The organism is Zhongshania aliphaticivorans, assembly GCF_001586255.1.
Taxonomy (GTDB): domain Bacteria; phylum Pseudomonadota; class Gammaproteobacteria; order Pseudomonadales; family Spongiibacteraceae; genus Spongiibacter; species Spongiibacter aliphaticivorans.
The window spans coordinates 1,695,252-1,720,997 of the sequence record NZ_CP014544.1 but is presented as its reverse complement, the minus strand read 5'-3'; the positions used below and the strand labels follow the sequence as shown (position 1 = coordinate 1,720,997).

Annotated in this window: 23 protein-coding genes; 18 read left to right on the top strand and 5 right to left on the bottom strand. The window is 49.6% G+C overall.

Translation table 11 applies throughout. The annotated features are described in order from the left end of the window. The first annotated feature begins 7 nt into the window (after nt 1–7). The 3 genes from mnmC to AZF00_RS07565 all read left to right on the top strand — a co-directional run bounded on the left by mnmC (nt 8) and on the right by AZF00_RS07565 (nt 6,021). Nucleotides 8–2,035 carry a bifunctional tRNA (5-methylaminomethyl-2-thiouridine)(34)-methyltransferase MnmC2/FAD-dependent 5-carboxymethylaminomethyl-2-thiouridine(34) oxidoreductase MnmC1 gene (mnmC, locus tag AZF00_RS07575; protein ID WP_008247551.1) on the top strand — a complete coding sequence of 676 codons (2,028 nt, stop codon included), beginning with the start codon at nt 8–10 and terminating at the stop codon, nt 2,033–2,035. A gap of 79 nt (nt 2,036–2,114) precedes the next feature. Next, nucleotides 2,115–2,975 (top strand): glutaminyl-peptide cyclotransferase, encoded by an 861-nt coding sequence (locus tag AZF00_RS07570; RefSeq protein ID WP_008247549.1) that lies wholly within the window; start codon nt 2,115–2,117, stop codon nt 2,973–2,975. A gap of 82 nt (nt 2,976–3,057) precedes the next feature. Next, complete coding sequence (locus tag AZF00_RS07565; RefSeq protein WP_008247547.1) at nt 3,058–6,021, top strand: insulinase family protein; 2,964 nt, start codon at nt 3,058–3,060, stop codon at nt 6,019–6,021. A gap of 3 nt (nt 6,022–6,024) precedes the next feature. Here AZF00_RS07565 and AZF00_RS07560 read toward each other — a convergent pair whose 3' ends face one another. Beyond that, nucleotides 6,025–6,450 (bottom strand): Spy/CpxP family protein refolding chaperone, encoded by a 426-nt coding sequence (locus AZF00_RS07560; RefSeq protein WP_008247545.1) that lies wholly within the window; start codon nt 6,448–6,450, stop codon nt 6,025–6,027. 61 nt (nt 6,451–6,511) lie between these two features. Then, nucleotides 6,512–6,952, bottom strand: a complete 441-nt coding sequence (locus AZF00_RS07555) for a regulatory protein RecX (RefSeq protein ID WP_008247544.1) — start codon at nt 6,950–6,952, stop codon at nt 6,512–6,514. A 178-nt stretch (nt 6,953–7,130) separates the two neighbouring features. Here AZF00_RS07555 and AZF00_RS07550 point away from each other — a divergent pair, with 178 nt between their 5' ends. From AZF00_RS07550 to AZF00_RS07495, 12 genes are all read left to right on the top strand, one after another. After that, nucleotides 7,131–7,322 (top strand): Flp family type IVb pilin, encoded by a 192-nt coding sequence (locus AZF00_RS07550; RefSeq protein ID WP_008247541.1) that lies wholly within the window; start codon nt 7,131–7,133, stop codon nt 7,320–7,322. Nucleotides 7,323–7,335: 13 nt separating this feature from the next. Further along, on the top strand, nt 7,336–7,797 hold the full coding sequence (locus AZF00_RS07545; RefSeq protein ID WP_008247539.1) for a prepilin peptidase: 462 nt from the start codon (nt 7,336–7,338) through the stop codon (nt 7,795–7,797). A 56-nt stretch (nt 7,798–7,853) separates the two neighbouring features. Then, on the top strand, nt 7,854–8,336 hold the full coding sequence (locus AZF00_RS07540) for a TadE/TadG family type IV pilus assembly protein (protein ID WP_008247537.1): 483 nt from the start codon (nt 7,854–7,856) through the stop codon (nt 8,334–8,336). Nucleotides 8,337–8,523: 187 nt separating this feature from the next. After that, nucleotides 8,524–9,453, top strand: coding sequence for a Flp pilus assembly protein CpaB (cpaB, locus tag AZF00_RS07535; RefSeq protein ID WP_008247536.1), 930 nt, complete (start codon nt 8,524–8,526; stop codon nt 9,451–9,453). 38 nt (nt 9,454–9,491) lie between these two features. Continuing rightward, nucleotides 9,492–10,802: a type II and III secretion system protein family protein gene (locus AZF00_RS07530; protein ID WP_008247535.1), complete on the top strand. Its 1,311-nt coding sequence runs from the start codon at nt 9,492–9,494 to the stop codon at nt 10,800–10,802. Between the two features lie 21 nt (nt 10,803–10,823). After that, a complete protein-coding gene (locus AZF00_RS07525; protein WP_008247534.1) occupies nt 10,824–12,077 on the top strand; it encodes a TadA family conjugal transfer-associated ATPase in 1,254 nt (417 codons plus the stop codon). A gap of 18 nt (nt 12,078–12,095) precedes the next feature. After that, on the top strand, nt 12,096–12,956 hold the full coding sequence (locus AZF00_RS07520) for a type II secretion system F family protein (RefSeq protein ID WP_008247533.1): 861 nt from the start codon (nt 12,096–12,098) through the stop codon (nt 12,954–12,956). Between the two features lie 10 nt (nt 12,957–12,966). Further along, nucleotides 12,967–13,833: a type II secretion system F family protein gene (locus AZF00_RS07515; RefSeq protein ID WP_008247532.1), complete on the top strand. Its 867-nt coding sequence runs from the start codon at nt 12,967–12,969 to the stop codon at nt 13,831–13,833. 20 nt (nt 13,834–13,853) lie between these two features. Then, entirely contained in the window at nt 13,854–14,555 is a 702-nt protein-coding gene (locus AZF00_RS07510; protein WP_008247531.1) for a tetratricopeptide repeat protein, read from the top strand. Beyond that, complete coding sequence (locus AZF00_RS07505) at nt 14,552–14,818, top strand: DUF3613 domain-containing protein (RefSeq protein WP_008247530.1); 267 nt, start codon at nt 14,552–14,554, stop codon at nt 14,816–14,818. Before AZF00_RS07510 ends, AZF00_RS07505 begins: the two co-directional genes overlap by 4 nt. Nucleotides 14,819–14,823: 5 nt before the next feature. Further along, entirely contained in the window at nt 14,824–16,542 is a 1,719-nt protein-coding gene (locus tag AZF00_RS07500) for a pilus assembly protein TadG-related protein (RefSeq protein WP_008247528.1), read from the top strand. A gap of 641 nt (nt 16,543–17,183) precedes the next feature. Beyond that, nucleotides 17,184–18,356, top strand: coding sequence for a PilT/PilU family type 4a pilus ATPase (locus tag AZF00_RS07495; protein WP_008247522.1), 1,173 nt, complete (start codon nt 17,184–17,186; stop codon nt 18,354–18,356). Between the two features lie 73 nt (nt 18,357–18,429). On the opposite strand, the gene recA is transcribed toward AZF00_RS07495, so the two are convergent. After that, nucleotides 18,430–19,464 (bottom strand): recombinase RecA, encoded by a 1,035-nt coding sequence (gene recA / locus AZF00_RS07490; RefSeq protein WP_008247521.1) that lies wholly within the window; start codon nt 19,462–19,464, stop codon nt 18,430–18,432. Nucleotides 19,465–19,721: 257 nt separating this feature from the next. Here recA and AZF00_RS07485 point away from each other — a divergent pair, with 257 nt between their 5' ends. From AZF00_RS07485 to fdxA, 3 genes are all read left to right on the top strand, one after another. After that, nucleotides 19,722–20,441, top strand: coding sequence for a spermidine synthase (locus AZF00_RS07485; RefSeq protein WP_008247520.1), 720 nt, complete (start codon nt 19,722–19,724; stop codon nt 20,439–20,441). A gap of 140 nt (nt 20,442–20,581) precedes the next feature. Beyond that, nucleotides 20,582–23,164 carry a DNA mismatch repair protein MutS gene (mutS, locus tag AZF00_RS07480; protein WP_008247519.1) on the top strand — a complete coding sequence of 861 codons (2,583 nt, stop codon included), beginning with the start codon at nt 20,582–20,584 and terminating at the stop codon, nt 23,162–23,164. 152 nt (nt 23,165–23,316) lie between these two features. Beyond that, nucleotides 23,317–23,640 carry a ferredoxin FdxA gene (gene fdxA / locus AZF00_RS07475; protein ID WP_008247518.1) on the top strand — a complete coding sequence of 108 codons (324 nt, stop codon included), beginning with the start codon at nt 23,317–23,319 and terminating at the stop codon, nt 23,638–23,640. A 93-nt stretch (nt 23,641–23,733) separates the two neighbouring features. Here fdxA and rpoS read toward each other — a convergent pair whose 3' ends face one another. Together rpoS and AZF00_RS07465 are read right to left on the bottom strand one after the other, a co-directional pair. Next, nucleotides 23,734–24,735 (bottom strand): RNA polymerase sigma factor RpoS, encoded by a 1,002-nt coding sequence (gene rpoS / locus AZF00_RS07470; RefSeq protein ID WP_008247517.1) that lies wholly within the window; start codon nt 24,733–24,735, stop codon nt 23,734–23,736. A gap of 73 nt (nt 24,736–24,808) precedes the next feature. Continuing rightward, nucleotides 24,809–25,579 (bottom strand): peptidoglycan DD-metalloendopeptidase family protein, encoded by a 771-nt coding sequence (locus AZF00_RS07465; RefSeq protein WP_008247515.1) that lies wholly within the window; start codon nt 25,577–25,579, stop codon nt 24,809–24,811. Nucleotides 25,580–25,746: the final 167 nt, after the last annotated feature.

Sequence of the window (25,746 nt, the reverse complement as noted above, 5' to 3'; positions counted from 1 at the left end):
CTTTATAATGGCCACCAAACAAAACAATCCTTACTCGATACCCAGCGCAAAACCAGTTTGGGGCGATAATGGCCCAGCCTCCAGCGAAATGCATGGCCCCCATGAAGGCGAGCTTGATAAATGCCGCCATGTATTTTTGTCCCACAATAGACTCGCCGAACGTTGGTCTGCTCTGGACAGAGAAACTGCAGGAAGATTCACTATTATTGAAACAGGTTTCGGCACCGGCCTGAACTTTCTACTGGCGTGGCAATTATGGCAGCAAACGGCGCCCCCAAACTGGCAACTTCACTACGTTTCAATAGAGGAGCGCCCCTACTCCGCAGAGCAATTACGCCGCGTCCACGCGAGCTGGCCAGAACTCGCATCTCTGGCCGCTATACTACAGCACAATTATCCACCGCTGTTACTGGGCCATCACCGTAGATTGTTGAATAGTGCACAAGTTTGCTTGGATTTGCTGTTTGGCAATGCGCACGACTGCCTTCCCGCCTTGCTTGACGCGCCGAGTTCGGCCGCTAACGATAAGCTTAACAGTGTAGCGTATGCCGATGCGTGGTTTTTAAATGACGCGCCCCCCGCCAATAATGAAGTCAAGCCGCAAGAGACGCTGTTTGCCAGTATGGCCGCCTTAAGCAAGCCGGGCAGTAGTTTTGCCGCCGCAGCTGATTTTTGGGAACCAGGCTTGCGCGCCCAGGGCTTTAGTCTAGAAAAAATCAAGGCGTATGACGCCACGCAGCAAATCCTATGGGGCCACCTGCCTCATGACATCGCCAGCAGCACCCCGCAACCCGCTCCGGTTAATGTGCCCTGGCATTTACCTAGACCTAAACAGCAGGCTAAACATATTGTAGTGATTGGCGCCGGCCTTGCCGGTTGCAGCACTGCCAACGCGCTCGCACAGCGCGGCTATCGGGTCACGGTTATTGAACGCCATACGCCCGCCAGCGGCGCTTCGGGAAACCCCCAAGGTATTTTGTATACCAAGCTGTCTGCCGCCCCTGGCGACCTAAATCAATTTAACCTCGGCAGTTTTCTGTTTGCCCTCAATCATTACCGAAGCCTATTGAGCCAGGGGCGCATAGACGGTGAACTCTGTGGCGTTCTGCAGCTAGTAAAATCTGAGCGCGAAATAAAGCAATTTAACAAACTCAAAGTGCTGCTAAATAATCAAGATTGGCTGCAATTTCTCAGCGACGACGAGCTCTACGCCAAGTCTGGGGTCTCCCTTAGCGGCCAGGCATTTTATTACCCCGACGCTGGTTGGTTGTCGCCGCCGAGCGTTTGCCATGCCATGCTCAACCACCCCAATATTACACTGCTTAACAATACTGCAGCCTTAGCGCTGACTCACCACGAGGGCGTATGGCAACTTTTAGATGATCAGCAGCACTGTATTCAGCAAGCTGACACTGTCGTTATTGCCAATAGCAATGACGCTAGCCATTTTGCCCAAACCAGCCCCCTGCCCCTGAAAAGTATTCGTGGGCAACTGAGTTATTTGCCTGCCGAGGCACTAAACCAGTCCCCAACATGCGTGATTTGCCATGAAGGGTATTTAGCACCAGCGATGAATGAACAGTTTTGTATCGGTGCGAGCTTTGATCTTCACAATAAAGACTGTGCGCTAATGCCTGTCGATCACGACTGGAACCTCAAGCAACTTAGTCATCTCGCCGCCGGTTTGCTCAAACCCGACGCAGTGGCAGTTGGTGGCCGCGCGGCACTGCGCTGCGCGAGCACGGACTATATGCCAATCGTTGGCGCAGTGCCCCGCATAGAAGAATTCAAAACAAACTACAAGGGCTTAACAAAGGACGCCCGCCGCAAAATCCCTATTGCTGCGGCCAACCACCCCAATCTATACATTAATGTCGCCCATGGCTCCCGTGGCCTAACGTCCACACCACTCTGCGCCGAATTGCTGGCAAGTTATATTGCCAATGAAGTTCGCCCACTGCCCAGACAGCTGTGCGAAGCGCTCTCTCCTGCACGTTTTATTATTCGCAAGCTGATTCGCTCCCAGCTAGTTTAAATCGCAACAAGAGCAGACGCGCTAGCGAATGCCCGCACAGTCTGTATGATAGACACACTAACTTGACGATGATGTCGCCATGCGCAAATCCACTCGACTAGCAAATCGCTTATTTTATCAATCCACCACACACCTACTTTGCCTGTTGGCCGCGCTATTTGGCTCGGTTAACGCCCTTGCGGCCAAAAGTATCGACTACACCCTGATCGGCAGCTACCCCCACCAACCCGCTTTATTCACGCAGGGCCTCGAGCTTTATCAGGGCAGGCTCTACGAAAGCAGCGGCTTATACGGCCACTCAAAAATTGTGTCCCGCGCCTTCCCACCCAAGCCTGAAGACAGCATTACCGGCACGGTGCTGCCAAGCAACCTCTTCGCAGAAGGCCTAAGCCTATACCGCGGCAAGCTTTATATTCTCACTTGGCGTGCAGGCAAAGGCTTAGTAGTGGACCCCCATCACTTTACGTTACTGGGTGTTTTCAACTATGAGGGCCAAGGCTGGGGCTTGTGCGCCAGTATTCATAAGGAGCGTGGTGATTATCTAGTAATGAGTAACGGTAGCGATCAACTGCAGTGGTTCGATGCCAACACCCTCACACTCAGTCACACGCTAAGCGTTAGCGATAATGGCGCCCCGGTGGATCAATTAAACGAGCTAGAATGCCGAGGCGACTACATTATTGCCAATCAATGGCATAAGCAGCACCTACTTATTATTCACGCCTTCACTGGCGAGGTATTCGCCAAAGTCGATCTCAGCGTCCTCGCCCTTGACGCCGCGCAGTCGACCACTCTCGACCCCGAGGCGGTATTAAATGGCGTTGCCTACGACCCAGACGACGACAGCTGGCTGGTTACCGGAAAACTCTGGCCAAAGATTTACCGTATTAAATTTGACCTAGACAAACTCAGTGCCTCACCAAGAGCGGCCGCGCGATAAGTCATAGGCAAGCCCTTTCTCACCCGCTAGAATGCTAGACTTATTAATAGCACCGCCCAACACTCTGACATTTGGATAAAGCATGACTCAAGCAGCGCCTGTCGCAACAGCAAATCCCACAAGCCCCGCAGCCTTCCCCAGTTTTACCTTAATCAGTAGCGAAGAAATACCTGCTCTCGGCGTGAGTATCGCGGAGTATCAACACATCAAAACCGGTGCTAGCCACTACCACATTGCCAGCGACAACCCCGAGAACGTTTTTTTAGTGGCGCTGCGCACCGTGCCCAAAGATTCCAGTGGCGTGGCTCATATATTGGAGCACACGGCGCTGTGCGGCAGCGAAAAATACCCTGTTCGCGACCCATTTTTCATGATGATCCGGCGCTCGCTGAACAGCTTCATGAACGCCTTTACCAGCTCCGACTGGACGGCCTACCCCTTTGCCAGCAGCAATCGCAAAGATTTTGAAAACCTGCTACAGGTTTATATGGACGCGGTGTTTTTCTCCCGTCTCCACCCCCTAGATTTCGCCCAAGAAGGCCACCGCCTCGAATTCAAAGAGGCGGGCAACCCTGATTCTGAGTTGGAATATAAGGGTGTCGTGTTCAATGAAATGAAAGGTGCAATGAGCTCGATTTCCAGCCAGCTCTGGCACACGCTCTGCAAATACTTATTCCCCAGCACCACCTACCACTACAACAGCGGCGGGGAACCTGAAGACATCCCCGATCTCAGCTATGACCAGCTCAAGTCCTTTTATGAGAGTCACTACCATCCTAGCAATGCCATTTTCATGACCTTTGGCGACATACCCGCCGCCGAACATCAGGCGCGCTTTGAAGAACTGGCCTTGGCGCGCTTTGAGGCCATCGACAGCCATATTGCCGTCGGTAACGAGAAGCGCTACCACGCGCCGATTCGCGTGCAAGAGAGCTACCCACTGCCGGCCGCTGAAAACAAAGGCGACAAAACCCATATCGTGGTCTCGTGGCTGCTGGGCAAAAGCACCCAATTAGAGACCTTATTGGAAGCCCAACTGCTTGCCGGGGTTTTACTCGACAATAGCGCCAGCCCTTTGCTCCACGCCCTAGAGACCAGCACCTTGGGGAGTTCGCCCTCGCCCATGTGCGGGCTAGAAGACTCCATGCGAGAAATGGTGTTTGCCTGTGGACTCGAAGGCAGCAGCGCCGCCAAAGTAGAAGAAGTCGAAGCCTTGGTTTTAGACACCCTGCGCGATGTTGCTAAAAACGGCATTGCCAAAGAGGATGTTGATGCGGTTTTGCATCAATTAGAACTGCAGCAGCGGGAAATCGGCGGCGACGGCTATCCCTATGGCCTGCAACTTATTTTAACGGCACTGGGCAGTGCTACTCACCGTGGCAAGCCCATTGAACTGCTGAATTTAGACCCGGCATTACAAGCTTTGCGCGAACGAGCAGCAAAACCTGACTACATTAAACAATTGGCGCAATCGCTAATAGACAACCCCCATCGCGTCACCTTGGTGATGAGCCCCGACGAAAATATTCAGCAGCGCATTGAACAGGCTGAGAAACAGCGCTTAGCTGATATTAAGGCCAATTTAAGTGCTGAAGAAAAACAAGCCATTATCGACCAGGCAAGCGCCTTAATTGAACGCCAAGCCCTTGAAGAAGATGACAGCATACTGCCCAAAGTGACTTTGGCAGACGTGCCCTTAGACATGCCGGCCCTCCACAGCGAGCAGGCCCAATTCGGCAGCTTGCCCTATACCCGGTACGGCCGCGGCACCAACGGGTTGGTATATCAGCAATTATTGATTGCCCTGCCAGATTTGGATGACGAAGAGCTATCCCTGCTCTCCATATACACCCAAGTGCTGACTGAACTGGGCCTCGGCGATCAAGACTATCTCCAAGTGCAAGCGCGCCAAGCGCAAGTCTGTGGTGGCATCAGCGCCTATACCAGCATGCGTGGCGATATTAATGACGAACAGCAACTAAAAGCCTATTTGGTATTGTCATCTAAAGCCCTGCTGCGCAACGCCAGCGCGCAAGCCCAGCTTATGCGTGACACCTTAGAAACCCTGCGCTTTGATGAGTCTGATCGAGTTCAAGACTTAGTTGCTCAGCTCAAAGCCCGCCGCGAGTCCAGCATCACCGGCAATGGCCACAGCCTCGCCATGACTGCCGCCAGCGCAGGCATGAGCCCCATCGCTAAAATCAGTGAGGCTTTAGGCGGCTTAAGCGGTATCCGCCAGCTTAAAAGCCTGAGCGAGCGCATTGACGCTCCTGCGGAATTAAGCAAACTCATGAGTCAACTTGCTGCCATTCACAGCAAAATGCTCAAGGCTGAACGCCAGCTATTGATTATTGCCGAAGCCGACCGTCTCGCCGCTTCGTGTGATGAAATCGCGCCACTCTGGCACGATTTTAATGCGCAAGCCAAAAGCAATTTTAGTTACCCGGCAGTGCGAGAAGTTAAAAAAGCATTTTGGGTGGCGAACTCGCAGGTGAACTTCTGTGCCAAAGCCTATCCGACCGTGCCCTCCGATCATCCTGACGCACCGATATTAACGGTACTTGCCACCTATATGAAAAACGGGTTTTTACACCGGGTTATTCGCGAGCAAGGTGGCGCCTACGGCGGCGGTGCATCACAAGACTCAAACATCGCCGCATTCCGCTTTTACTCTTACCGAGACCCACGCCTTAAGGACACACTGGCTGATTTCGATAAATCCATAGACTGGATGCTCAACACCGCGGTATCGGATCAGGGGCTTGAGGAGGCAGTTTTAGGGGTGGTCAGCAGTATTGATAAGCCCGGCTCTCCGGCGGGTGAAGCCAAACAAGATCACCACAGCAATGTCTTTGGCCGCACCTTAGCGCAACGCAGACTTTTTCGGCAGCGCGTGCTCGCGGTCACTGCTACAGATTTACAACGAGTCTGTGATTGCTATCTTAACAAGGGCGGCGCCAGCGTTGCCGTGCTGAGTAATGCCGCCAAGGCAGCAGAACTCAGCGACTGGTTAGTGGCGGAACACTTCAGTATTGAACAACTGTAATGCTCACTTGTTTGGGAGCGTCGCCTGTTGAGCCAAAGCTTCAGAGCGCATTTTATTGTATTCGCGCTTTTGCTTGGCACTGAGCAAGGCGTAAAAATCGCGCTGTGTTTTTAGTAAACTTTCGGTATGAGCAGCAGATAAGCGCCCCGCTTCGCTGCTCATACGCAGAATAGCCGCGTTGTCGAGCCGCGCCAAATTGGCAGTGCGAATATTTTGCTGTACCGCAATTAATCCCTCCCGAACGCTGGCCGCATCTTCAGCGAAACGTGCCATTAAAACCTTTACCTTTTGCTGCTGAGGGTCAGACAAATTTAACTTTGTCGTTAGCTCATCAAATCGCGCCGCGTCTACGCCCCCAACTTGCGCAATGACCGGAGCTCCACTGCTACTTAGCGCAAGCGCTAACACCAAGGCGTTCAATTTTTTCATTTCATTAAGTCCTAATAGCAATAAACGTATAAATAAACCACCACCTGCCGTGCAAGGTGCCTTAGAGCAAGGCGTTAATATGCTCTATGTCATAACCTTTATACTGCAAATAGCGTATGCATTTAGCCCGCTCTCGGGGGTCATCTAAATTAACATTGGCGTATTTTTTCAGGAATACCGCCTCGGCAACTGCGAACCAATCGACATCCTGTTCACTAAATTGTTCAACAATTAACGCATCACTGATGCCACGTTGCCGAAGCTCGGCGCGAATCCGCTGGGGCCCATAACCGCCCTGCACCCGCAGGCGAATAAAGGAGCCCGTGAATCGCCGGTCTGACTGTAGACCGTCTGCCGCCAGCGTATCCAAAACCCGATCAAGCTCATCGCTATCAGGGAATTTACGCGCAAGTTTAAGCGCCAATTCGCGGCGAGAATGCTCACGCCGTGCCAGATAATCCATTGCCTTTAAACGCACCGTTTTGGTATCAACCTGCTTCAAAATACCCTTTTCACCTCAAAACGTCGCTAATCCGCTATATAAAGTGCCGAAATTCCCTAAGCCAACTTCGGCAACTACTTATTTCTTTCACTCTGTGTAACGCCCACAGTAAGTACCAAGGTCGAGAGGGAAAAAACTGCGCTATTCGACCCACCCTTTTACTCACGGAGAATGACCCATGTTAAACAAAATTACTAGCAAGCTGGCTGCACTGAAAAATGACGAAAGTGGCGCCAGTGCAATTGAATACGCCGTTATGGCTGCCTTGCTCGTTGTCATCATTGTGTTCGGCCTTGGCTTACTTGGTGATGGCACTACCACCACAGGTATGGGAAAAGCCTTTAATGACATCAAAACAACCCTAGAATAGTAATGATTTTTTAATGCTTCTCATTGCTATAGCCCCTCTCATTGCAATTGGGTATATCGACTGGCAGCACCGTCGAATACCCAATAGTTATTTACTTGTTTTGCTGGGGCTCGGCACTTATTCAATGTTAATCATTGAAGGCAGCAGTTTAACAACAGTATTAATAAATATCGTCATTGCCTTGGCGCTCACACTTCCCGGTTATATTAGGGGTTTACTAGGCGGAGGCGATGTAAAACTAATGCTGGCAATAACGCCGCTCTATGCGCCGCTGCAATTGTTACTGGTGTTTTCTATTGGCATAGGCAGTTTACTGTTGTTAATGGCATTCCTCCATATTGCGCAGCGGATGTCATTAACAAAAGCGTATTGCTCGAATATGGCAGTTCAACAAAGCCCTTTTCAGCGCGGCTTACCGCTGGGCACCGCAATCGCATTAGGAGCAGTAATCTTACATTTCCAAAGCAGTTTTTAAGGTAGCACCACCCCGGTTGTACCTTTGTAATATTGAGCACAGCATGGAGCACCGCAATGGTAAGACCTAATTTTTCTCGCGCTATTCAGCAGCGGCAAAAAGGCGCTGTCGCCATCGAATTTGTTTTCATCTTTCCGGTATTTTTCATTATTTGCTACGCCATAATCGTCTACGGCCTCGCATTCATGTTAGTGCAAAACTTTACCTATGCGAGCGAAGAAGTCCTGCGCGCCGCCCTTGCTTGCGAAGACTGTTCAAGCGTTGAGGAATGGGAAACACAAATCAACAATATCGCCAGTGTTCGTCTCAAAATAAACGACACCGACGGCCTACTCATTTATTCACCCGACTCCTTAAGCTGGGCAAGTGACTGCCACGACGCCGCTGCACCCGCCGCCGGCCAGCCTGCACTGGACGGCATTATATGTGAGCTGACGGTGAGCTCCGCGCCACTACTAGACGGAATTACGATGCCCGGCTTCGGCAAACTGCCTGACTTGCCCAACCTGCTGCGCGGTAAAGCCAGCCTGTTATTTTGACGTCATCTGGCCAAACAAATTGCCACTAAGAGCAGGTGTTTCATGTGCACAAGCCAATACGACGTACTCGCCACAGGCCGTATACGTAGCACTCACAATAGCATCACTATGACACAGCGCTTAATATCAAATTATGCCAGCAACAACGAATAGAAAACCGTTATCGACACCTTTCAGGGACACGACTATGCAAGCAAGGACTTTAAAGATCATCGCAGCACTGCTTATAATTAGTGCGGTGTTTATGGGGGTAATCGGCTACAAAATAAGCCAAGAAGACACATCAAAAAGCCGTGCACTCACGAAAACGAGCCCGGCATCCGAACCAAGTGACTTCACCTACGCGCAAAAGCTCCTTATTGTTAATCGCAGTATGGCAAAGGGCGAAACCATCACCGTAGAGGACGTTCAACTCATCCCCTACCCCCTTTTGATTGAAGATAGCTTTAGCAAGGCTGAAGATATTCTCAACAAAAAGCTCGAATCCAAAATTCCCGTGGGGGCGGTCATCCGCCAAAGTCACTTTGACAAGCAAAGCAAACTTTCCCCACATATTAACTCTGGCTACCGCGCACTCGCCATCAAGGTGAATGAAACCTCTAGCGCAGGCGGCTTTTTACAACCCGGTGACCGCGTTGACGTTATCTTCACTGCCAGAGCGTCGAAAGATACCTACAACAAAAGTATGTCTCGCCGCTTACTACAGAATATCCGTCTACTTGCTTTTGGCACTGACCTTGAGCGAGATGACAAAACCGTAGTCGTCACCAACGGCAAAAAATCATCTCAATCAAAAGAAGATCAAGAATCCGGAAAAAGCAGCCGCTCAGCGGTGCTTGAAATTGCCTTGGACGATATCGCCGTACTCACCCTGGCCGAGGAAAGCGGTGAATTGCGCTTAGTTGCGATCGGTGAAAACGACATGCTCGAAGAGAGCCTGGCAGCCGATACCGAGCCCAGCACAATGGACCCCAGTGTCGCAGCAAAACAACACATTAGTGATGCCGATAAAACCGCTTTTATTCGCGATGTTACCGGCCTCAAGCCGCCACCAGCCCCTAAGTCAGTCTACGTATACAGCGGCGACACTGTCGAAACCATTAAGGTAAGAAACTAATGAACGCGAGCGAAATCTCAGGCAAAGGAGTATCCATAATGAAAAACGGAATTATTTTCGGCTTGCTTCTCACGCTCATTAGTGTGGCGCAGGCAGACCCGTACAAAACCTTGCGTATGACCTTGGGCGAGCAACAGGCTTTAACAACTCAGCACAGTGTAAAGCGCAGCGCGATCGGCAACCCTGGCATTGCGAGCTTGCGAGTACTTAACTCTAAGCAGTTTTTAATTACTGCAAAGCAAATAGGCTCTACTCAGTTGCTGTTGTGGCAGGGTAGCGGTGAACCGACCACCTTCAAAATTGACGTAATCCCTGATATTGCCAGTTCAAGCACCAGCGGCGTGGCCGTCGATGTTGTTGGCGATAGAACCGTCCTTCACGGCAAAACTCACTCCCTTAGCCAACACGCTCAGCTATTAGCCGCCGCGGGTGAGAATGTCGTCGATAACACTGTTCAGCAAGGCGCAATACAAGTTCAAACTGATATTCGCATTATTGAATACAGTCGTTCACAGCTAAAACAAATAGGTACTGCGTTGGCCTACTCGGGTGGCGATACGGCCCTAGCGATGGGCGCCGCCAACTTACTACCGACAATCTCTGGCATGAGTGAAATTGCATCGTTGATGGGTGGACTGGTGACCTCAGGAAACAGCTCATCTATTCTCATTGGTCATGCCGGTAAAAACTTTAGCGCGGCGGTCAATGCACTTCAGCAAAATGGCTATGCTTACACCTTGGCGGAACCCTCCTTGGTGAGCCTGTCTGGGCAAACTGCAAGTTTCTTAGCCGGGGGCGAATTTCCTTACCCGGTATCGAATCAAGACGGACAAGTGCAAATTGAATTTAAAGAATTCGGTGTGCGCCTTCGCCTGACGCCAACCATATTAAGTGAAAATAGTATTATGTTGAAAGTCGCGCCTGAAGTGAGTGACTTAGACTTCAGCAGTGGCGTACAAACCAGTGGGGTATCGGTGCCAGCACTGCGCGTGCGCAGAACAGACACCACAATTCAGCTCGCTCCCGGTGAAAGTTTTATTATCAGTGGTTTGGTCAGCCGCAACACTTACAACAACGCCGACAAGATCCCCGGTCTTGGCGACATCCCCATTCTCGGTGCCCTCTTCCGCTCAACCCGCTTTGAGCAAGATGACAAAGAACTCGTGATGGTTGTAACACCGCACTTGGTTAAACCCATGGCAAAAAACACCGAACTTAGAGAATTACCTGGGGAAACATACCAAGATTACACCCCCACTTTCACCTCAATGCTATTCGGCGACCCCCAAAAGGGTACTAAAAAACCAAGTACTCGGCCTACCAGCGCCGGTGTCGGCTTCGCTAACTAATGACCAGGCAGGTATATCGCCATGAGATTAATTGAACGCAGAACATCACCGAGCAAAGCGGAACACAGTGACGACTACGAAAAGCTGAAATCTGAGCTGCATAAATTTGTGATTGATCGCATTGAAGATGACAAGATCATCTACGACGACAATCAAAAAAAACTCGAAGAGGCCATTTCCGCCTACATTCGCCAGTATTGCCGAATCTATGAAGCAGTTATTGATCGAGACACCTTCGTCGCGCTAGAAAAGCATATGTTAAATGAAATCGTCGGCTATGGGCCCCTGCAGGGCCTACTCGATGATCCGACCATCAACGACATACTGATTAATGGGCCACGCAATATCTACATCGAGCGTGCGGGCGTGCTAGAAAAAGCCGATATGCGCTTTTTAGACAACCGCCATGTATTGCGTGTTATACGCCGCATGATCTCGCCGCTAGGACGCCGTATTGATGAATCCAGCCCTATTGTGGACGGACGTCTTGAGGACGGTAGCCGCATCAATGCTATCGTGCCACCACTTGCCTTAGACGGGCCATGCCTGTCTATTCGTAAATTCAGAAAAGACCCTCTCACCGCTCAGGAATTATTGGCAAGCGGATCTATTAGCGAAGACGTACTCGAATACTTAACAAATGCCGTTGCGAACAGAACCAACATTCTCATCAGCGGCGCAACCGGCTCGGGTAAAACCACATTACTCAATATTTTGAGTCAGTTTATTCCAGCCACTGAGCGCATTGTCACCATAGAAGACGCCGCCGAATTGCAGCTACGCAACGGCCACGTAGTACGTCTAGAAACGCGCCCAGAAAACAACGAAGGTGTCGGGGAAGTCACCGCCCGCGAACTCGTTAAGAACGCACTGCGTATGCGGCCAGACCGCATCATTGTCGGTGAGAGCCGCGGCGGTGAGATTCTCGATGTTTTACAGGCAATGAATACCGGCCACAACGGTTCTATGAGCACCGTTCACGCTAATTCCGCCCGTGACGCCATCACCCGCTTAGAGATGATGGTCGGCATTTCTGGTTTCAAGGGTAGCGGCGATTTGATCCTCAAAATGATTGGCAGTGCCTTGGATTTAATTGTTCATATTGGCCGTAAAGCAGACGGCCGCCGCTGTGTACTCCAAATAGCAGAGCTGCACGTGATTAATAATGAACTAAGCTTAAAAGATATTTTCATCTACGACGACGCCACCCGAAAAGTGTTGCGCGTTGATGGCGCTAATAATACAGCACGGTCTCCAGACCTAGCTCACATCTAAGCCAAAGGAGTAAACGCTATGTTATGGATTGCACTAGCTCTGCTCTTGGCTGGACTGGCCTTTGTCGTGCTAATGATCAGCAGCGAATCAACTGACCCGATTCCGGAAGATGAAATCGTCGCCGAAGTCGGCCCGAGACTTCCAGCATTTATAGAAAACTATTTGGGCAGTAACGGCGTCGAATTACCGCCAAGTATTGTGTACGCGGGCATCGCCATTACCGCGACCGGAATCGCCTTAAGTCTGTTGATTTTACCGGCTAAGATAAATATTATTTCTGCCGTTACATTTTTGCTCGTTGCGTTTTCACTGGTTAAAGTAATCGGTGCGCAACGCCGTGCAAAAATGCTCGCCCAGCTACCCTCTTTTATCAATCAAGTGACCCGACGCTTATCTGCAGGCGTATCTGTTGAAAACGCCTTTGCAGACTCCGTCGAAACCTTAGAGCGACCTCTTGGAACGGTAATGCGGCGTATTGTTCGCCGCGTTCACTTTGGTTACGACCTGCACCAAGCCTTTGAGCGAGAAGCCCGAGTTAACAAATTAAACGAATTTGACGTCTTGGCAACGGCATTGCGTATAAACGAACAATATGGCGGCAGCATACGTTCGATTCTTGAAGATATTGTCGACATTCTCAGAATGCAGGATTCAGGGAAACGTGAACTGAGCGCCATGACAGGAGAAACCAGAGTTACGGCGGCGATTCTAGCTGCACTACCACCGGGCATCGCCGCTTATACCTTTTACAATAACCCAAAATTTTTAACCGACATGTGGCAAAACCCAGGCGGTCAGCAAACGCTTATGGTCGCGGTCACTATGCAAATAGTCGGCGTCATCGTTCTGTGGCGCATGATTAAATCGATTGGCAGCTGAGGAATACGTCATGGAAGTGCATCACCTCTATTATATTATTGGCGCCATCATACTCTGCACCGCACCGGTCATACTGTTGGCTATTGCCCACCTAGAAACGGCAGAACCAACTAAAAGCAAGGAGTTTGAATTTAGCTCAAAGGATATGTGGCGGCAATTGCGTGAGGAAAACACGCATATCGCCTCGCTATCTCAGCTGCTTCGCCGCGCCGGATTATTAAATACTGAGCAGCAGGTCAACACCATTTCGATTACGCTAATTGCAATTATCGCTACCGCTATATGCCTTGGTATATATACATATTTCAATGGAACCCCACCAACAACCATACTGTTCATCATTACACTTGGCATTGTGTTGCTGGCTTATTTAGCCTATTTCTTTTTAAAGAAGATCGCCCAACAACGCCAAGAAAAATTAAATCAAGAAACTCTGATTTTAGTTCAAACCACAAGGATGCTTTGGCGAGTGGGACTTTCACTACCAAGAACACTGGCGATTATTTGCGATCAATTGCGCAATCTCGCGCCCACCTGCTCCCAGGAGCTGCAGCTCGCCGTAAACAAAATTGAATCTGGACAAAGCCAAGAAGAGTCGCTCTACGAGCTTATTGGCTGCACCAATGCCGAAGGCTTTAAAGAATACCTTATCGTTGTACGCCAACAGGCCATAACCGGTGGCAGTATCGACAAAGCACTCGACGAATTGTATCGACTATTACAGAACCGCCGTAAATTGGATTTACAAGAGCAAGTTAACAAGATGTCGGGAAAGATGTCCTTAGTCATGATGATTTTCTTATTTCCCGCCCTATTGATCGTTGTTGCCGGCCCAGCACTTATGTCGATCTCAAATGCACTGAGTAATCTAGGCTAATAACGCAGGAGCGTAAAAGCATGAAAAAATTGACCCTGTCGACAACTGTTGTACTGTTTGCATTGCTGGCTGGCTGTGCAAGTACATCTGTTAATCGACAAACGAGCGCGAGCAACTGTGATGTGCCAACCAGCAAGGAAGAGAGCATTAGCTTGGCGTTAATTGAACAGCAAGTGCTAGAAAAGCAGTACTACTCGGCATTGGCGTATTTAGAAAACGCCTCAGATACCAACCCAAGAGTATTGCGGCTTCGCGCCGAGGCGCAGCGCAACACCGGCATGCTCAGTGAAGCCTACGCCAGCTACCGTGATCTCAGCCTGACCTGCCTAACCGCCTACGGCCACGCCGGTATGGCAAAAATCCTCGCCACCCGCGGTGATTTACCACAAGCCCACCAGCAAATGCTGAAAGCCAGGCGACTGGCGCCAAGCAATGCGGACATCCGCAACGATTACGGTTTTATATTACTCGCGCATAAAAACTTCAAAGAAGCCCAGCGCGAATTTATGACTGCCCTGCAGTTGCAGCCAGGCCATCCTGTTGCCATAAGGAATATGGTCATAAGCCTCATATTAGATGGCGACAGCCGCACGGCGGTGCGCATGGCAAAAAATAATGGCATCGACTCATCTGAGTTTAAATTTTTATTGAGTCAAGCCAATGCGTTTAAACAACCTGCTCTGGCAGGCAGCAACAATATCTATCATGGAGCACCACTATGAAGCCCGTAATACTTGCCCTAGCACTAAGCGCCGCCACCGCTATTCCAAGCTTCGCTGAACCGGAGATTGTGTACACCCCAAATGCAAAGTTTGAAACGGTGACCAGTCGCTTACTAGCACAACAAAGCTCTGGCCAAAATGCCAGCACGCAAGAGCAGCATCTAAGCGGCAAGGTCAGCACCGAGGTGTATGAGCGCTATATTAAAAGTTTTTCGCACCCTATTCCTGAGCGCTTCAGCAAAGACTCATTTAAAACAGAGTAATCAGCATGCGAGCACAGCAAAAATTTAATCACCACCCTACTAAGCAGGCCGGTGTCATCACAATTTTGGCTGTGCTGATGATGTTGAGTTTATTTACCTTTGTCGCGGTGGTTGCTGATACTGGTCGACTTTATTTAGAAAAGCGCAGCCTGCAAAAAAATGCCGACTTAGCGGCGATGGAGACGGCATTAATCTACTGTCGAGATCAAAGCCTCGACGTAGAAGCCATGAGCATGGCAGATATGTACGTATTGTCGGCAAGCCGAAATGATTTTAAAGGCAACGATACCAATAGCAGCATCGCAATCAGTCGCACCGGAAATGCCGTTACCGTCAATCTTGTACATACCGTGCCCGCCTCACTATTTGCTCAGTTACTTCCCTCTGAAGATAATGAGATCAGCCTCAGCGCAACGGCGACAGCAAAGGCTTGTGAACCAACCGCGCAAATTGCTATACGCAGCAACCTTATTTCCATAAACAGTCAACAAAGCAGCCTGCTGAATGCCGTGCTGGGCGATATACTTGGCGGAACACTCAATTTAAATATTGCCGCTTGGCAAGGCCTACTGAATACTAATGTCAATCTACTAGACTTACTCGATGCATTATCTATTAGCCTAGGAATCTCGGCTGGAGACTACGATAGCGTTCTAACAACCGCGCTTTCGGTTGGTACCTTGCTAGACTTAACCGCGACTGTTTTAGACAACTCTGGCGCGACTACCGTAGCAACTAGCGTTGAAGACATCAGCAGCCTTGTGCCAGGCGACTTTGACAGCATTGCGCTCGGAGATCTGTTAAAGATCGGCGACGACCTGCCCGCAGCCGCACTTGACGTTCCTATAAACGTACTCAATCTAGTACAAGGTGGGCTCCAACTTGCAAATGAGAACAGCTTTGTAGCACTTAACCAAGCGGTGAATGTGTTTGGTCTCCTCAATGGAGAAATGGGGATAAAAATCATCGAAGCCGCACAATTTTCGGCCATCGGTAACCCAGACTTTGACGACATTACCGCAAGAACTTCTCAGGCTGATATTTTTATTTCGCTAAGGTCTAGTTTGCTCAATGGTCTCGGTTTGGCAAGTATCTCACCACTACCAGCTCAAATAGACGTCATTGTTAAAGCGGCAACCGCAAATGCCAGCATCGTAAATGAAAGCCAAAATTGCGACGGTGGGCCAAGCAGCATAAATAGCAATACTAATACCAGTGCCGCGACGATCCAAATAGGCAGAATCGGTAATACCCCCGCTGCATCACGGGCTAATTTTGCGGCTGGTAGCTACACACTTAACCGTACACCTATCGCAAACATTACCGTATTAGGCATTCCAATCTTCCGACTTGAAATGAAGGCAACATTGACAGTGGCTAGTGGGACAACATTCATAAACCACGAACAGTCACCGTCCGAAGAATACCTACCAGAAGTTAAAGACGGAATTGGCGAAAACGCCTACTCTCCTACCGGCACAAATCTTGGCAACGTGCTCAGCTTACAGATCGACCTTAATCCTGTATTAATAGGTATAATCCCATTAGGATTTGTATTGAACCCGATTCTTAATTCGGTAACTGCGGTATTAGATGGCGTCCTTTCCGCTCTGTTAATCCCAATCATAAACCCGTTGCTAAGCAGCCTTGGAACTAGCTTAGCTGGTGCCAATGTTGGCGCTGCCCTGACCTGTGAAAATGATAAAGTCAGACTGGTAAATTAAGCCCTCGGCTCGCCCTCTAGTAAATGAGGGTGAGCCAACACACCCTTCAACTCCGTACCACATACTTGTTAGACACGAAAATTAAAAGTGCATACGCGCGCCAAAGGCTATTCCAACTCTACGTTAAGACTTATAAAGCTCACTATCGGGTTTATACAGTATTTAAATATCAATACTTGAATAGCTAGCTCATCGCGCAGGACTCAGTGCAGGCGAGGACGATGTCCTAAATTTGCAAACTTGCTGCTCCATGCCTACTGATTCTTTTAGAGTGCCCCCACACAATCGTGTTGCGTTCCCACTATTTGGGACTATATTTCTACTATTGGTTCTATTCCTGTCGGTTCAGCTAAGCAGACACTCGAGCTTTTACGGGTGTTTATGGGCGATTTCAAGGACATTGGTTTGAAGAAGGAGTGCTAATATTGTCTCCATTCGCGATTGCTAACATAATACAATGCTTAACAAACTCAACACACAGGGCTTGCTGCCAATGACTATGTAAGTGCCGAGCAGGATCGCCCTATGAAATAGCACCTCGCTGTTCATTACGGCAAGTATTGCGTACACCGTAACATTCGTCACTTGCACCTTATTTATTGCATCACTGCCAACACACTGCCTGCTTATGAGAGCCAGCCATGACGTTTAATGACTACCTCACCGTCCTCGCCAAAAATGACGGCTCCGATCTATTCCTCAGCACAGGGGCCCCCCCCTGCGCGAAATTCCACGGTAAATTGAAACCCCTAGATAAAGACAGCTTTTCACCGGGCGACATTAAAAAAATTGCCTATTCGATTATGGATGCCGGCCAGATCGAAGAATTTGAACAAGAGCTAGAGATGAATCTCGCCTATCATATTCCTGGCGTAGGTCGCTTCAGAGTAAATATTTTTAAGCAACGCAATGAAATATCAATGGTAGCTAGGAATATCGTTACCGACATCCCTAATGTCGACGCTCTAGGCCTACCCCCTATATTAAAAGACGTAATAATGACCAAGCGTGGTTTGGTGTTATTCGTCGGCGCCACCGGCTCAGGTAAATCTACGTCCCTAGCTGCGCTTATCGATCACCGCAACACTAATAGCAGTGGCCACATCATCACCATTGAAGACCCTATAGAATTTATTCACCGCCACAAGCGCAGTATCGTCAACCAACGTGAAATTGGTATGGATACTAGGAGCTTTCACCAAGCCTTAAAGAACACCCTTCGTCAGGCGCCCGACGTTATTCTTATTGGTGAGATTCGCGACCGCGAAACCATGGAGCACGCCCTCGCCTTCGCAGAAACCGGCCATCTCTGTATTTCCACACTACACGCGAATAATGCTAACCAAGCTTTAGACCGTATTATCAATTTTTTCCCAGAAGAGCGCCGCAATCAGTTACTGCAAGACCTGTCGATGAACTTAAAGTGTTTTGTATCACAACGATTAGTGCCCACTGAGGACGGCAAACGGGCCGCAGCTATTGAGATTCTTCTCGGCACACCCACCGTCGCCCAAGCAATTCATAAAGGTGAAATTGAAACTATCAAAGAAATCATGCACAAGTCTGAAAACGTGGGCATGCAAACCTTTGACCTCGCCCTCTTCAATCTTTACGAGGCCGGTAAAATATCATTTGCGGAAGCCTTAAAAAATGCAGACTCAGCGAACAACCTCCGGCTGCGAATAAAACTGCATAGCAAACGTGGCATCCCCGCTGACGCGGTAGAAGACAGCAATACCGACGACAAAAAGTCTATATCAGCAATGAGTTTAAGCTTAGAAATGGATAATGACGAAGAAGAACTGCCTGAGTAAAAGGCTAGACATGTACTAAAATAAATCCTGCAGCCGCCAAGGCTGCAGGATTATGATTAGTGCTTAAGGCCGACTATTTCTCAGCAACAACAGACTCATCAGCCACTTTCTTTGCTGTTGGTTTAGGCAGTAAGGCTTCGCGAACTTGACCTTCAATTTCAGCAGCTATCTCGGGATGTTCAGCCAAATATTTAGCCGCATTCGCCTTACCTTGGCCAATTTTATCACCTTTATAGGCATACCAAGCACCGGCTTTGTCGACCAAGCCCTGCTTGACGCCCAAGTCAATGACTTCGCCAAGACGGTAGATACCCTGACCGTAAAGGATCTGAAATTCTGCTTGTTTAAAGGGTGGCGAAACCTTGTTTTTAACAACTTTAACTCGCGTTTCGTTACCAATCACTTCTTCGCCGTCTTTGACCGCACCGGTGCGGCGAATATCGAGACGTACTGATGCATAGAATTTTAGTGAATTACCACCAGATGTGGTTTCAGGGTTACCAAACATTACCCCGATTTTCATACGAATTTGGTTAATAAAGATAACGAGGCAGTTCGCGTTTTTAATATTACCCGTTAATTTACGTAGCGCTTGCGACATTAAACGCGCTTGCAGACCAACATGGGTGTCGCCCATTTCACCTTCAATTTCGGCTTTGGGCACTAACGCGGCTACCGAATCGATAACAATGACATCTACCGAGCCTGAGCGAACCAGCATATCGGTAATTTCTAATGCCTGCTCACCCGTATCTGGCTGGGAAACCAGTAAATCTTCAAGATTAACCCCCAGCTTTTCCGCGTACTGAGGGTCTAGTGCATGCTCAGCGTCCACAATCGCAACGGTTTTACCCGCTTTCTGAGCCTCGGCCATAACCTGTAAACACAGTGTGGTTTTACCAGAGGACTCTGGCCCGTAGATTTCAACTATTCGACCATAGGGTAGGCCGCCAATGCCTAGGGCAATATCCAGTCCCAGCGAGCCAGTAGAGACAGATGGCATCACTTCCCGTGAGCTATCGCCCATTTTCATGATTGAACCCTTACCAAACTGGCGCTCAATCTGGCTAAGTGCCGATTCCAGTGCTTTTTGCTTATTGGGATCCATATGTTCTCTACCCTTTGTGAATGCTGATATTAAAATGAATAATGGCTGACTGAACTACTGGCCAAACAACTGTATGTATAATCAGTATTATTCATGCTCTTGTCAATGCCAGAAGCTAAATTCTTTAGAACTCATCATATCCGCCCAGCGGGATAAACTTAGCCCCACTTGCCTATCGCAAACATTTCATTGCTGTTAAGCCTAAAACAGCCTGTGTTAAAGTGCAGCCCAACTTTAGCTCAGCTCCCAGAGGCCACATGATTCCCTGGCAACACCTTGGCACAGCACAAATACCCAATAACGGCGGCGAGCTGAAACTGAGCCGACGCGGTGAGGAGTTCTCTATTCGTTTATCTGGGGTGCGCGGCGAACTGATGAACAGCCGCTTGTACAACTCCGAAGAAGCACTGGCCGACTTGGCCTGCAAACAGCTTAAAGCCCGCGACAATAGCGCGGAAATCTCGGGCGCTGAGATTTTAGTTGGCGGCCTAGGCATGGGCTACACACTAGCGGCGGCGCTGCGCGCGGTGGGCAGCACGAGCCAGGTCACTGTCGCGGAACTGATTCCGGCCGTTGTCGAATGGAACCAAGGGCCACTAGGCGATTGCGCTGGCCAGCCCTTGAACGACCCTAGAACAAAGGTTCATATTGGCGACGTGGCCGAACTATTACGCGACAACCCCAAAGCCTATGACGCTATTTTATTGGATGTCGACAACGGCCCAGAAGGCCTGACTCAAAACGACAACAATTGGTTGTATTCTCAAGCAGGGCTCGACGACCTTTTTACCACCTTGCGCCCCGAAGGTGTATTGGCAATTTGGTCTGCGGGCGCCGACTCGATGTTTGCTATCCGCTTAAAGAAAGCGCGTTTTAAGGTCACTATCCACACTGTGCGCGCCCGCCCCGGCAAGGGCAGCCGCCACACTATATTTCTAGCCCAAAAGCCTTGGCAGGCAGTAGATCAAGGTCGTTAACAGCGGCAGAGAATTAGTGGTTTTTAATGCAATTTGCTATTCTTGCCTGCTTATATTTATTGTGTAATTTCATCGCAATTTCCAGCTTAAAGCTTGTACAACACACACTTTCGCCTAACGAATAAGGCCACTATCTAGCAATGACTAAAGACGCCAATACCAGCAGCGCCGAAGTATCCCACACGCCGATGATGGTTCAGTATTTAAAGATAAAAGCGGAACACCCCAATGAAGTGGTTTTTTACCGCATGGGCGACTTTTACGAGCTGTTTTTTGAAGACGCAAAAAAGGCGTCGGAACTACTGGATATTACCCTCACCGCGCGCGGCAAAGCCGGCGGCAACCCAATCCCCATGTGTGGTGTGCCCTACCACGCTGTAGAAGGTTATTTAGCCAAATTAGTCAAAGCCGGTGAATCGGTGGCAATTTGCGAACAAATCGGCGACCCGGCGACCAGCAAAGGCCCCGTTGAGCGCGCCGTCGCACGTATTGTGACGCCCGGCACCATCAGCGACGAAGCGCTACTCGATGAGCGCCGCGACGCGCTGCTTGTCGCCGCCTGTGGTGATTCAGGTGTATTCGGTATTGCCGTCTTAGACATGAGCAGCGGCCGTTTCCAAGTACTTGAGGTTAAAGGCCAGACTGCTCTTATTGGCGAATTACAGCGCTTGCGCCCGGCGGAGCTCCTTATTGCGGACGACCTCCACATCGACGACATGCCCAAATTTGGCGGCCTGCGCAAACTCGCTCCCTGGGAGTTTGATTTTGACGCCGCCACCCGTGGGCTCTGCCAGCACTTTGGCGTGCAAGATCTGGCCGGTTTCGGCTGCGAGCAGCTTCATCATGGCGTCGCCGCCGCCGGTTGTCTGCTGCACTATGTTAAAGACACTCAGCGCAGCGCCCTTCCCCATATTCGCCAACTCAAACATGAGTCTCGCGATGACGCCGTAGCCATGGACGCCGCAACCCGGCGCAACTTAGAACTGGATTTAAATCTGAGCGGGGGCACTGAAAACACTCTGGCATCGGTGTTTGATCGCTGCCAAACCGCCATGGGCTCGCGACTTCTGCGCCGCTGGCTACACCGACCATTGCGTAATCAAGCGATTTTGAGCGCCCGTCAAAGTGGTGTGGTCGGGCTAATTGACAATTATCAGTTTGAAACCCTGCGCGCTACGCTTAAACAAATAGGTGATTTAGAGCGTATTCTGTCCCGCGTTGGGCTGCGCTCGGCCCGGCCAAGAGACTTGTCACGCCTGCAGCGCTCACTGGCGACTCTGCCCGAGTTACAAAGCCAATTGAAACCATTTGATATCCCGTATTTAAAAGACTTAGCGCAGCAGATCAGCGAATTTCCAAGTCTGGCCGACCTGCTCAGCCGTGCCGTGGCCGAAAATCCGCCAATGGTACTGCGCGACGGCGGTGTCATCGCCGAAGGTTTTGACCCTGAGTTAGACGAGTTACGGAGTCTTAGCACCGACGCAGGTGAATTCCTATTGGCCATGGAGCGCCGCGAACGCGAGAAAACGGGCTTAAGCACGCTAAAGGTCGGCTACAATCGTGTTCACGGCTATTACATCGAAATCAGCAAGCTGCAGGCGCATCAAGCCCCGGTTGAATACATTCGCAGGCAAACCCTAAAAAATGCCGAACGGTTTATTACGCCAGAGCTTAAAACATTTGAAGACAAAGCCCTAAGCAGTAAAAGTCGGGCCTTGGCGCGAGAAAAATTCCTCTACGAGAGTTTGCTGGACGCCTTAAATGAAGAACTAGCCGCGCTGCAAACCAGCGCGCAAGGTCTGTGTGAACTCGATGTTATCGCCAACCTGGCCGAGCGCGCGATCCAGCTCGACCTATGCCAACCCGAGTTCAGTGACAAGCCAATACTGGATATCGAGCAAGGTCGTCATCCTGTCGTTGAAAGCGTGCTCGATGAGCCCTTTATTGCCAACGACCTCAAACTTGCCGACGACCGCCGCACACTCATTATTACCGGCCCAAACATGGGCGGTAAATCGACGTATATGCGGCAAACCGCGCTAATTGTACTGCTAGCCCACATCGGTAGCTTTGTGCCAGCCAAGTCCGTAAAACTCAGCTTGGTGGATCAAATATTCACCCGCATAGGCTCTTCAGACGACCTGGCCGGTGGACGCTCGACTTTTATGGTAGAAATGACCGAAACGGCCAATATTCTGCACAACGCCACCGCAAAAAGCTTAATTTTGATGGATGAAATAGGCCGTGGCACCAGCACCTTCGACGGCCTGTCTCTGGCCTGGGCCTGCGCCATTGATCTCGCCGACCGCGTTCACGGCTTTACTTTGTTTGCGACCCACTATTTTGAATTAACCGTTCTGCCAGAAAGCTACCCCAAGGCCGCTAACGTTCACCTCGGCGTCACCGAGCACAACGACCACATTGTGTTCCTACACCGGGTAGAAGAAGGTCCCGCCAACCGCAGCTACGGTTTGCAGGTGGCCAAATTAGCCGGAATTCCGGCCAAAGTAGTCAGTGCAGCTAAAATCAAACTTCAACAATTGGAATCACAAGCCATTAAGCACGGTCAACTTAATACGGCGGGGCCGCAAACCGATTTATTTGCCGCGCAAGCGGCGCCGGATCACCCCGTGGTCACGGAGCTTGAAGACATTAAACCCGACGACCTCAGCCCTCGCCAAGCCCATGAATTACTTTATCGGCTAAAGGACTTACTGAAATAAGCTGGCTAAACGGGCTAATGTGTAAAAACGATAATGCACAGTTAAATTATTGTTAAGGCTAAAGCTATACCCATATTTTTTACTGGTGTTACAATACCGCGCTCTGCGAGTTACTCAACCCACAGTCAGGATTTAAAAGGGGCTGACCAAAAATGACTTTTGTTGTAGGCGAAGATTGCATTAAGTGCAAACACACTGATTGTGTTGAAGTATGTCCGGTAGATTGTTTCTACGAAGGCCCGAATTTCCTCGTCATACACCCTGACGAATGTATTGACTGCGCGCTGTGTGAACCAGAATGCCCAGTCAACGCGATTTTCTCTGAAGACGAGCTACCCGAAGACCAGCAAGTATTCTTAGAATTGAATGCGGAATTGGCTGAGGTTTGGCCAAATATCACTGAAATGAAAGCACCGCCAGCAGACGCAGAAGAATGGGCTAACAAGCCCAATAAACTTCAGTACCTCGAGCGCTAGGCTATTCGCTAATTGCTTAGCTTGCTTTCTGCACCATAAAAAAACCCGCAAACGCGGGTTTTTTTATGGTGCTAACTATGGCGCGAACTCAGCTTAATGACTTTCAGCAAACAACGACGCTGCGTTTAAGCCATTCGCCTCAAACAGCACACGCATACTCTTCAGGGCTTCGACCTGTATTTGTCTTACGCGCTCTCGTGTCAGCCCAATCTCGCGACCAACCTCTTCAAGGGTGGCAGGCTCGTGGCCACGCAAGCCAAAACGACGAACCACAACCTCACGCTGCTTTGAGCTCAAATCGCCCAGCCACACATCGATGCTATTCGACAGATCCTCGCCCTGCAGAATATCACTAGGATTCAGCGCCTGCGTATCTGCGAGGGTATCGAGTAAGACCTGATCTGAATCTTGCCCCACCGGGACATCAACAGAGCCGACACGATCCTTTAAACCGCACAAGCGTTTAGCTTCAGCGACAGGTCTGTCTAGGGCTACCGCCATCTCTTCTGGCGAAGGCATATGATCGAGCTTTTGCGTTAATTCGCGCTCGGCGCGCAAATAGCTATTTAGCTCTTTTACTACATGGATTGGCAATCGAATGGTGCGAGTTTGGTTCATTATCGCCCGTTCAATCGTTTGACGAATCCACCACGTGGCATAGGTTGAGAAACGAAATCCACGCTCTGGGTCAAATTTTTCTACCGCGCGAATTAAGCCGAGGTTACCCTCTTCAACCAAATCTAATAGACTCAAGCCGCGATTAAGATAACGTCGAGAAATTTTCACCACTAAACGCAAATTGCTTTCGATCATGCGCTTGCGCCCAGACTCATCACCTTTTCTTGCGAGGCGAGAAAAATACACTTCCTCCTCTGCGCTTAACAACGGCGAAAAGCCAATTTCACTGAGATAGAGCTGGGTGGCGTCGAGATCACTCGACTGCCGACGACCACGACCTGGCTTAGCAGCCACTTTACTGGGTTTCTCCGGTGCAGAATCTTCGTCATCCCGCGCATCGGAACCTTCATGAATATCTGTGCTTGCTAGCACATCGTTAACATTTGAACGATGTCCATCTTTTTCATATACCCGCATCGTCGAATCCTTTTATACGTTTGTTATTGCTCGACTAAGTGATACTTAAGGTGCCTTGCTGGCTTTTATGACGTCAACGCCGTGGGAGCAGCCTTAAAGGATCAACCGGTTTTCCGTCTATACGAACTTCAAAATGTAATTTCACCGAATCAGTACCGCTATCGCCGACCTCCGCAATAAGCTGACCCGCTTTAACCTTTTCTCCCTCCCTTACCTTAATACGCCGATTATGGCCGTAAGCACTTAAAAAACGGTCTGAGTGTTTCAGTATCAGTAGATTGCCGTAACCGACTAAGCCACTGCCTGCATACACTACCTCACCGCTTCGTGATGCATATACAGGCTCACCCATTTTACCTTTTATATCAATACCCTTATGTTCTTGCCCGGAAGCAACAAACGGTCTCACTACAGGGCCGTTCAACGGCCACTGCCACCCTTCATTTACAGAGCTTAGCGGCGCTGTTCCCTTGGCAGTAGGCCTTGTTGTTCGCTCTTTTTTAACATTGTTTGATTTTGGTGTCGGCGCAGATGTAGCGACCGCATTAGTCGAGGCATTTTTAGATACTAGCGACTTACTACTCTCTTGTAGCAGTATCGCTTGGCCAGGATAAATGGTGTATGGCGGCCTGAGGCTGTTAGCAGACGCTAACCCTTGAAGCTCGAAACCATAACGCCAAGCAATGGAGAACAAGGTGTCGCCAGCACTAACAATATAATATGGAGGGGTACGCTCTGCAGGATTATAACGATCAGAAACAGGGGCGAAACTGCCACTGGTAGTACAGGAAACCAAGACACAAATTACACTGCAAAAACCAATAATTTGCTGCAATTTACTCATCACATTAAGGACCGATAAACCGCATGAAAAAACCTTTTTTGGGCAGATGGTAAGTTAAGTTTAAAAATATGCGTGACAACTCAATCCTATCAAAACGTTTAAATCTCAGTTTTGAGTACTATTTGACCTTTCAACTGATTCTATTAGAAATAAATATTCTTAAGAAA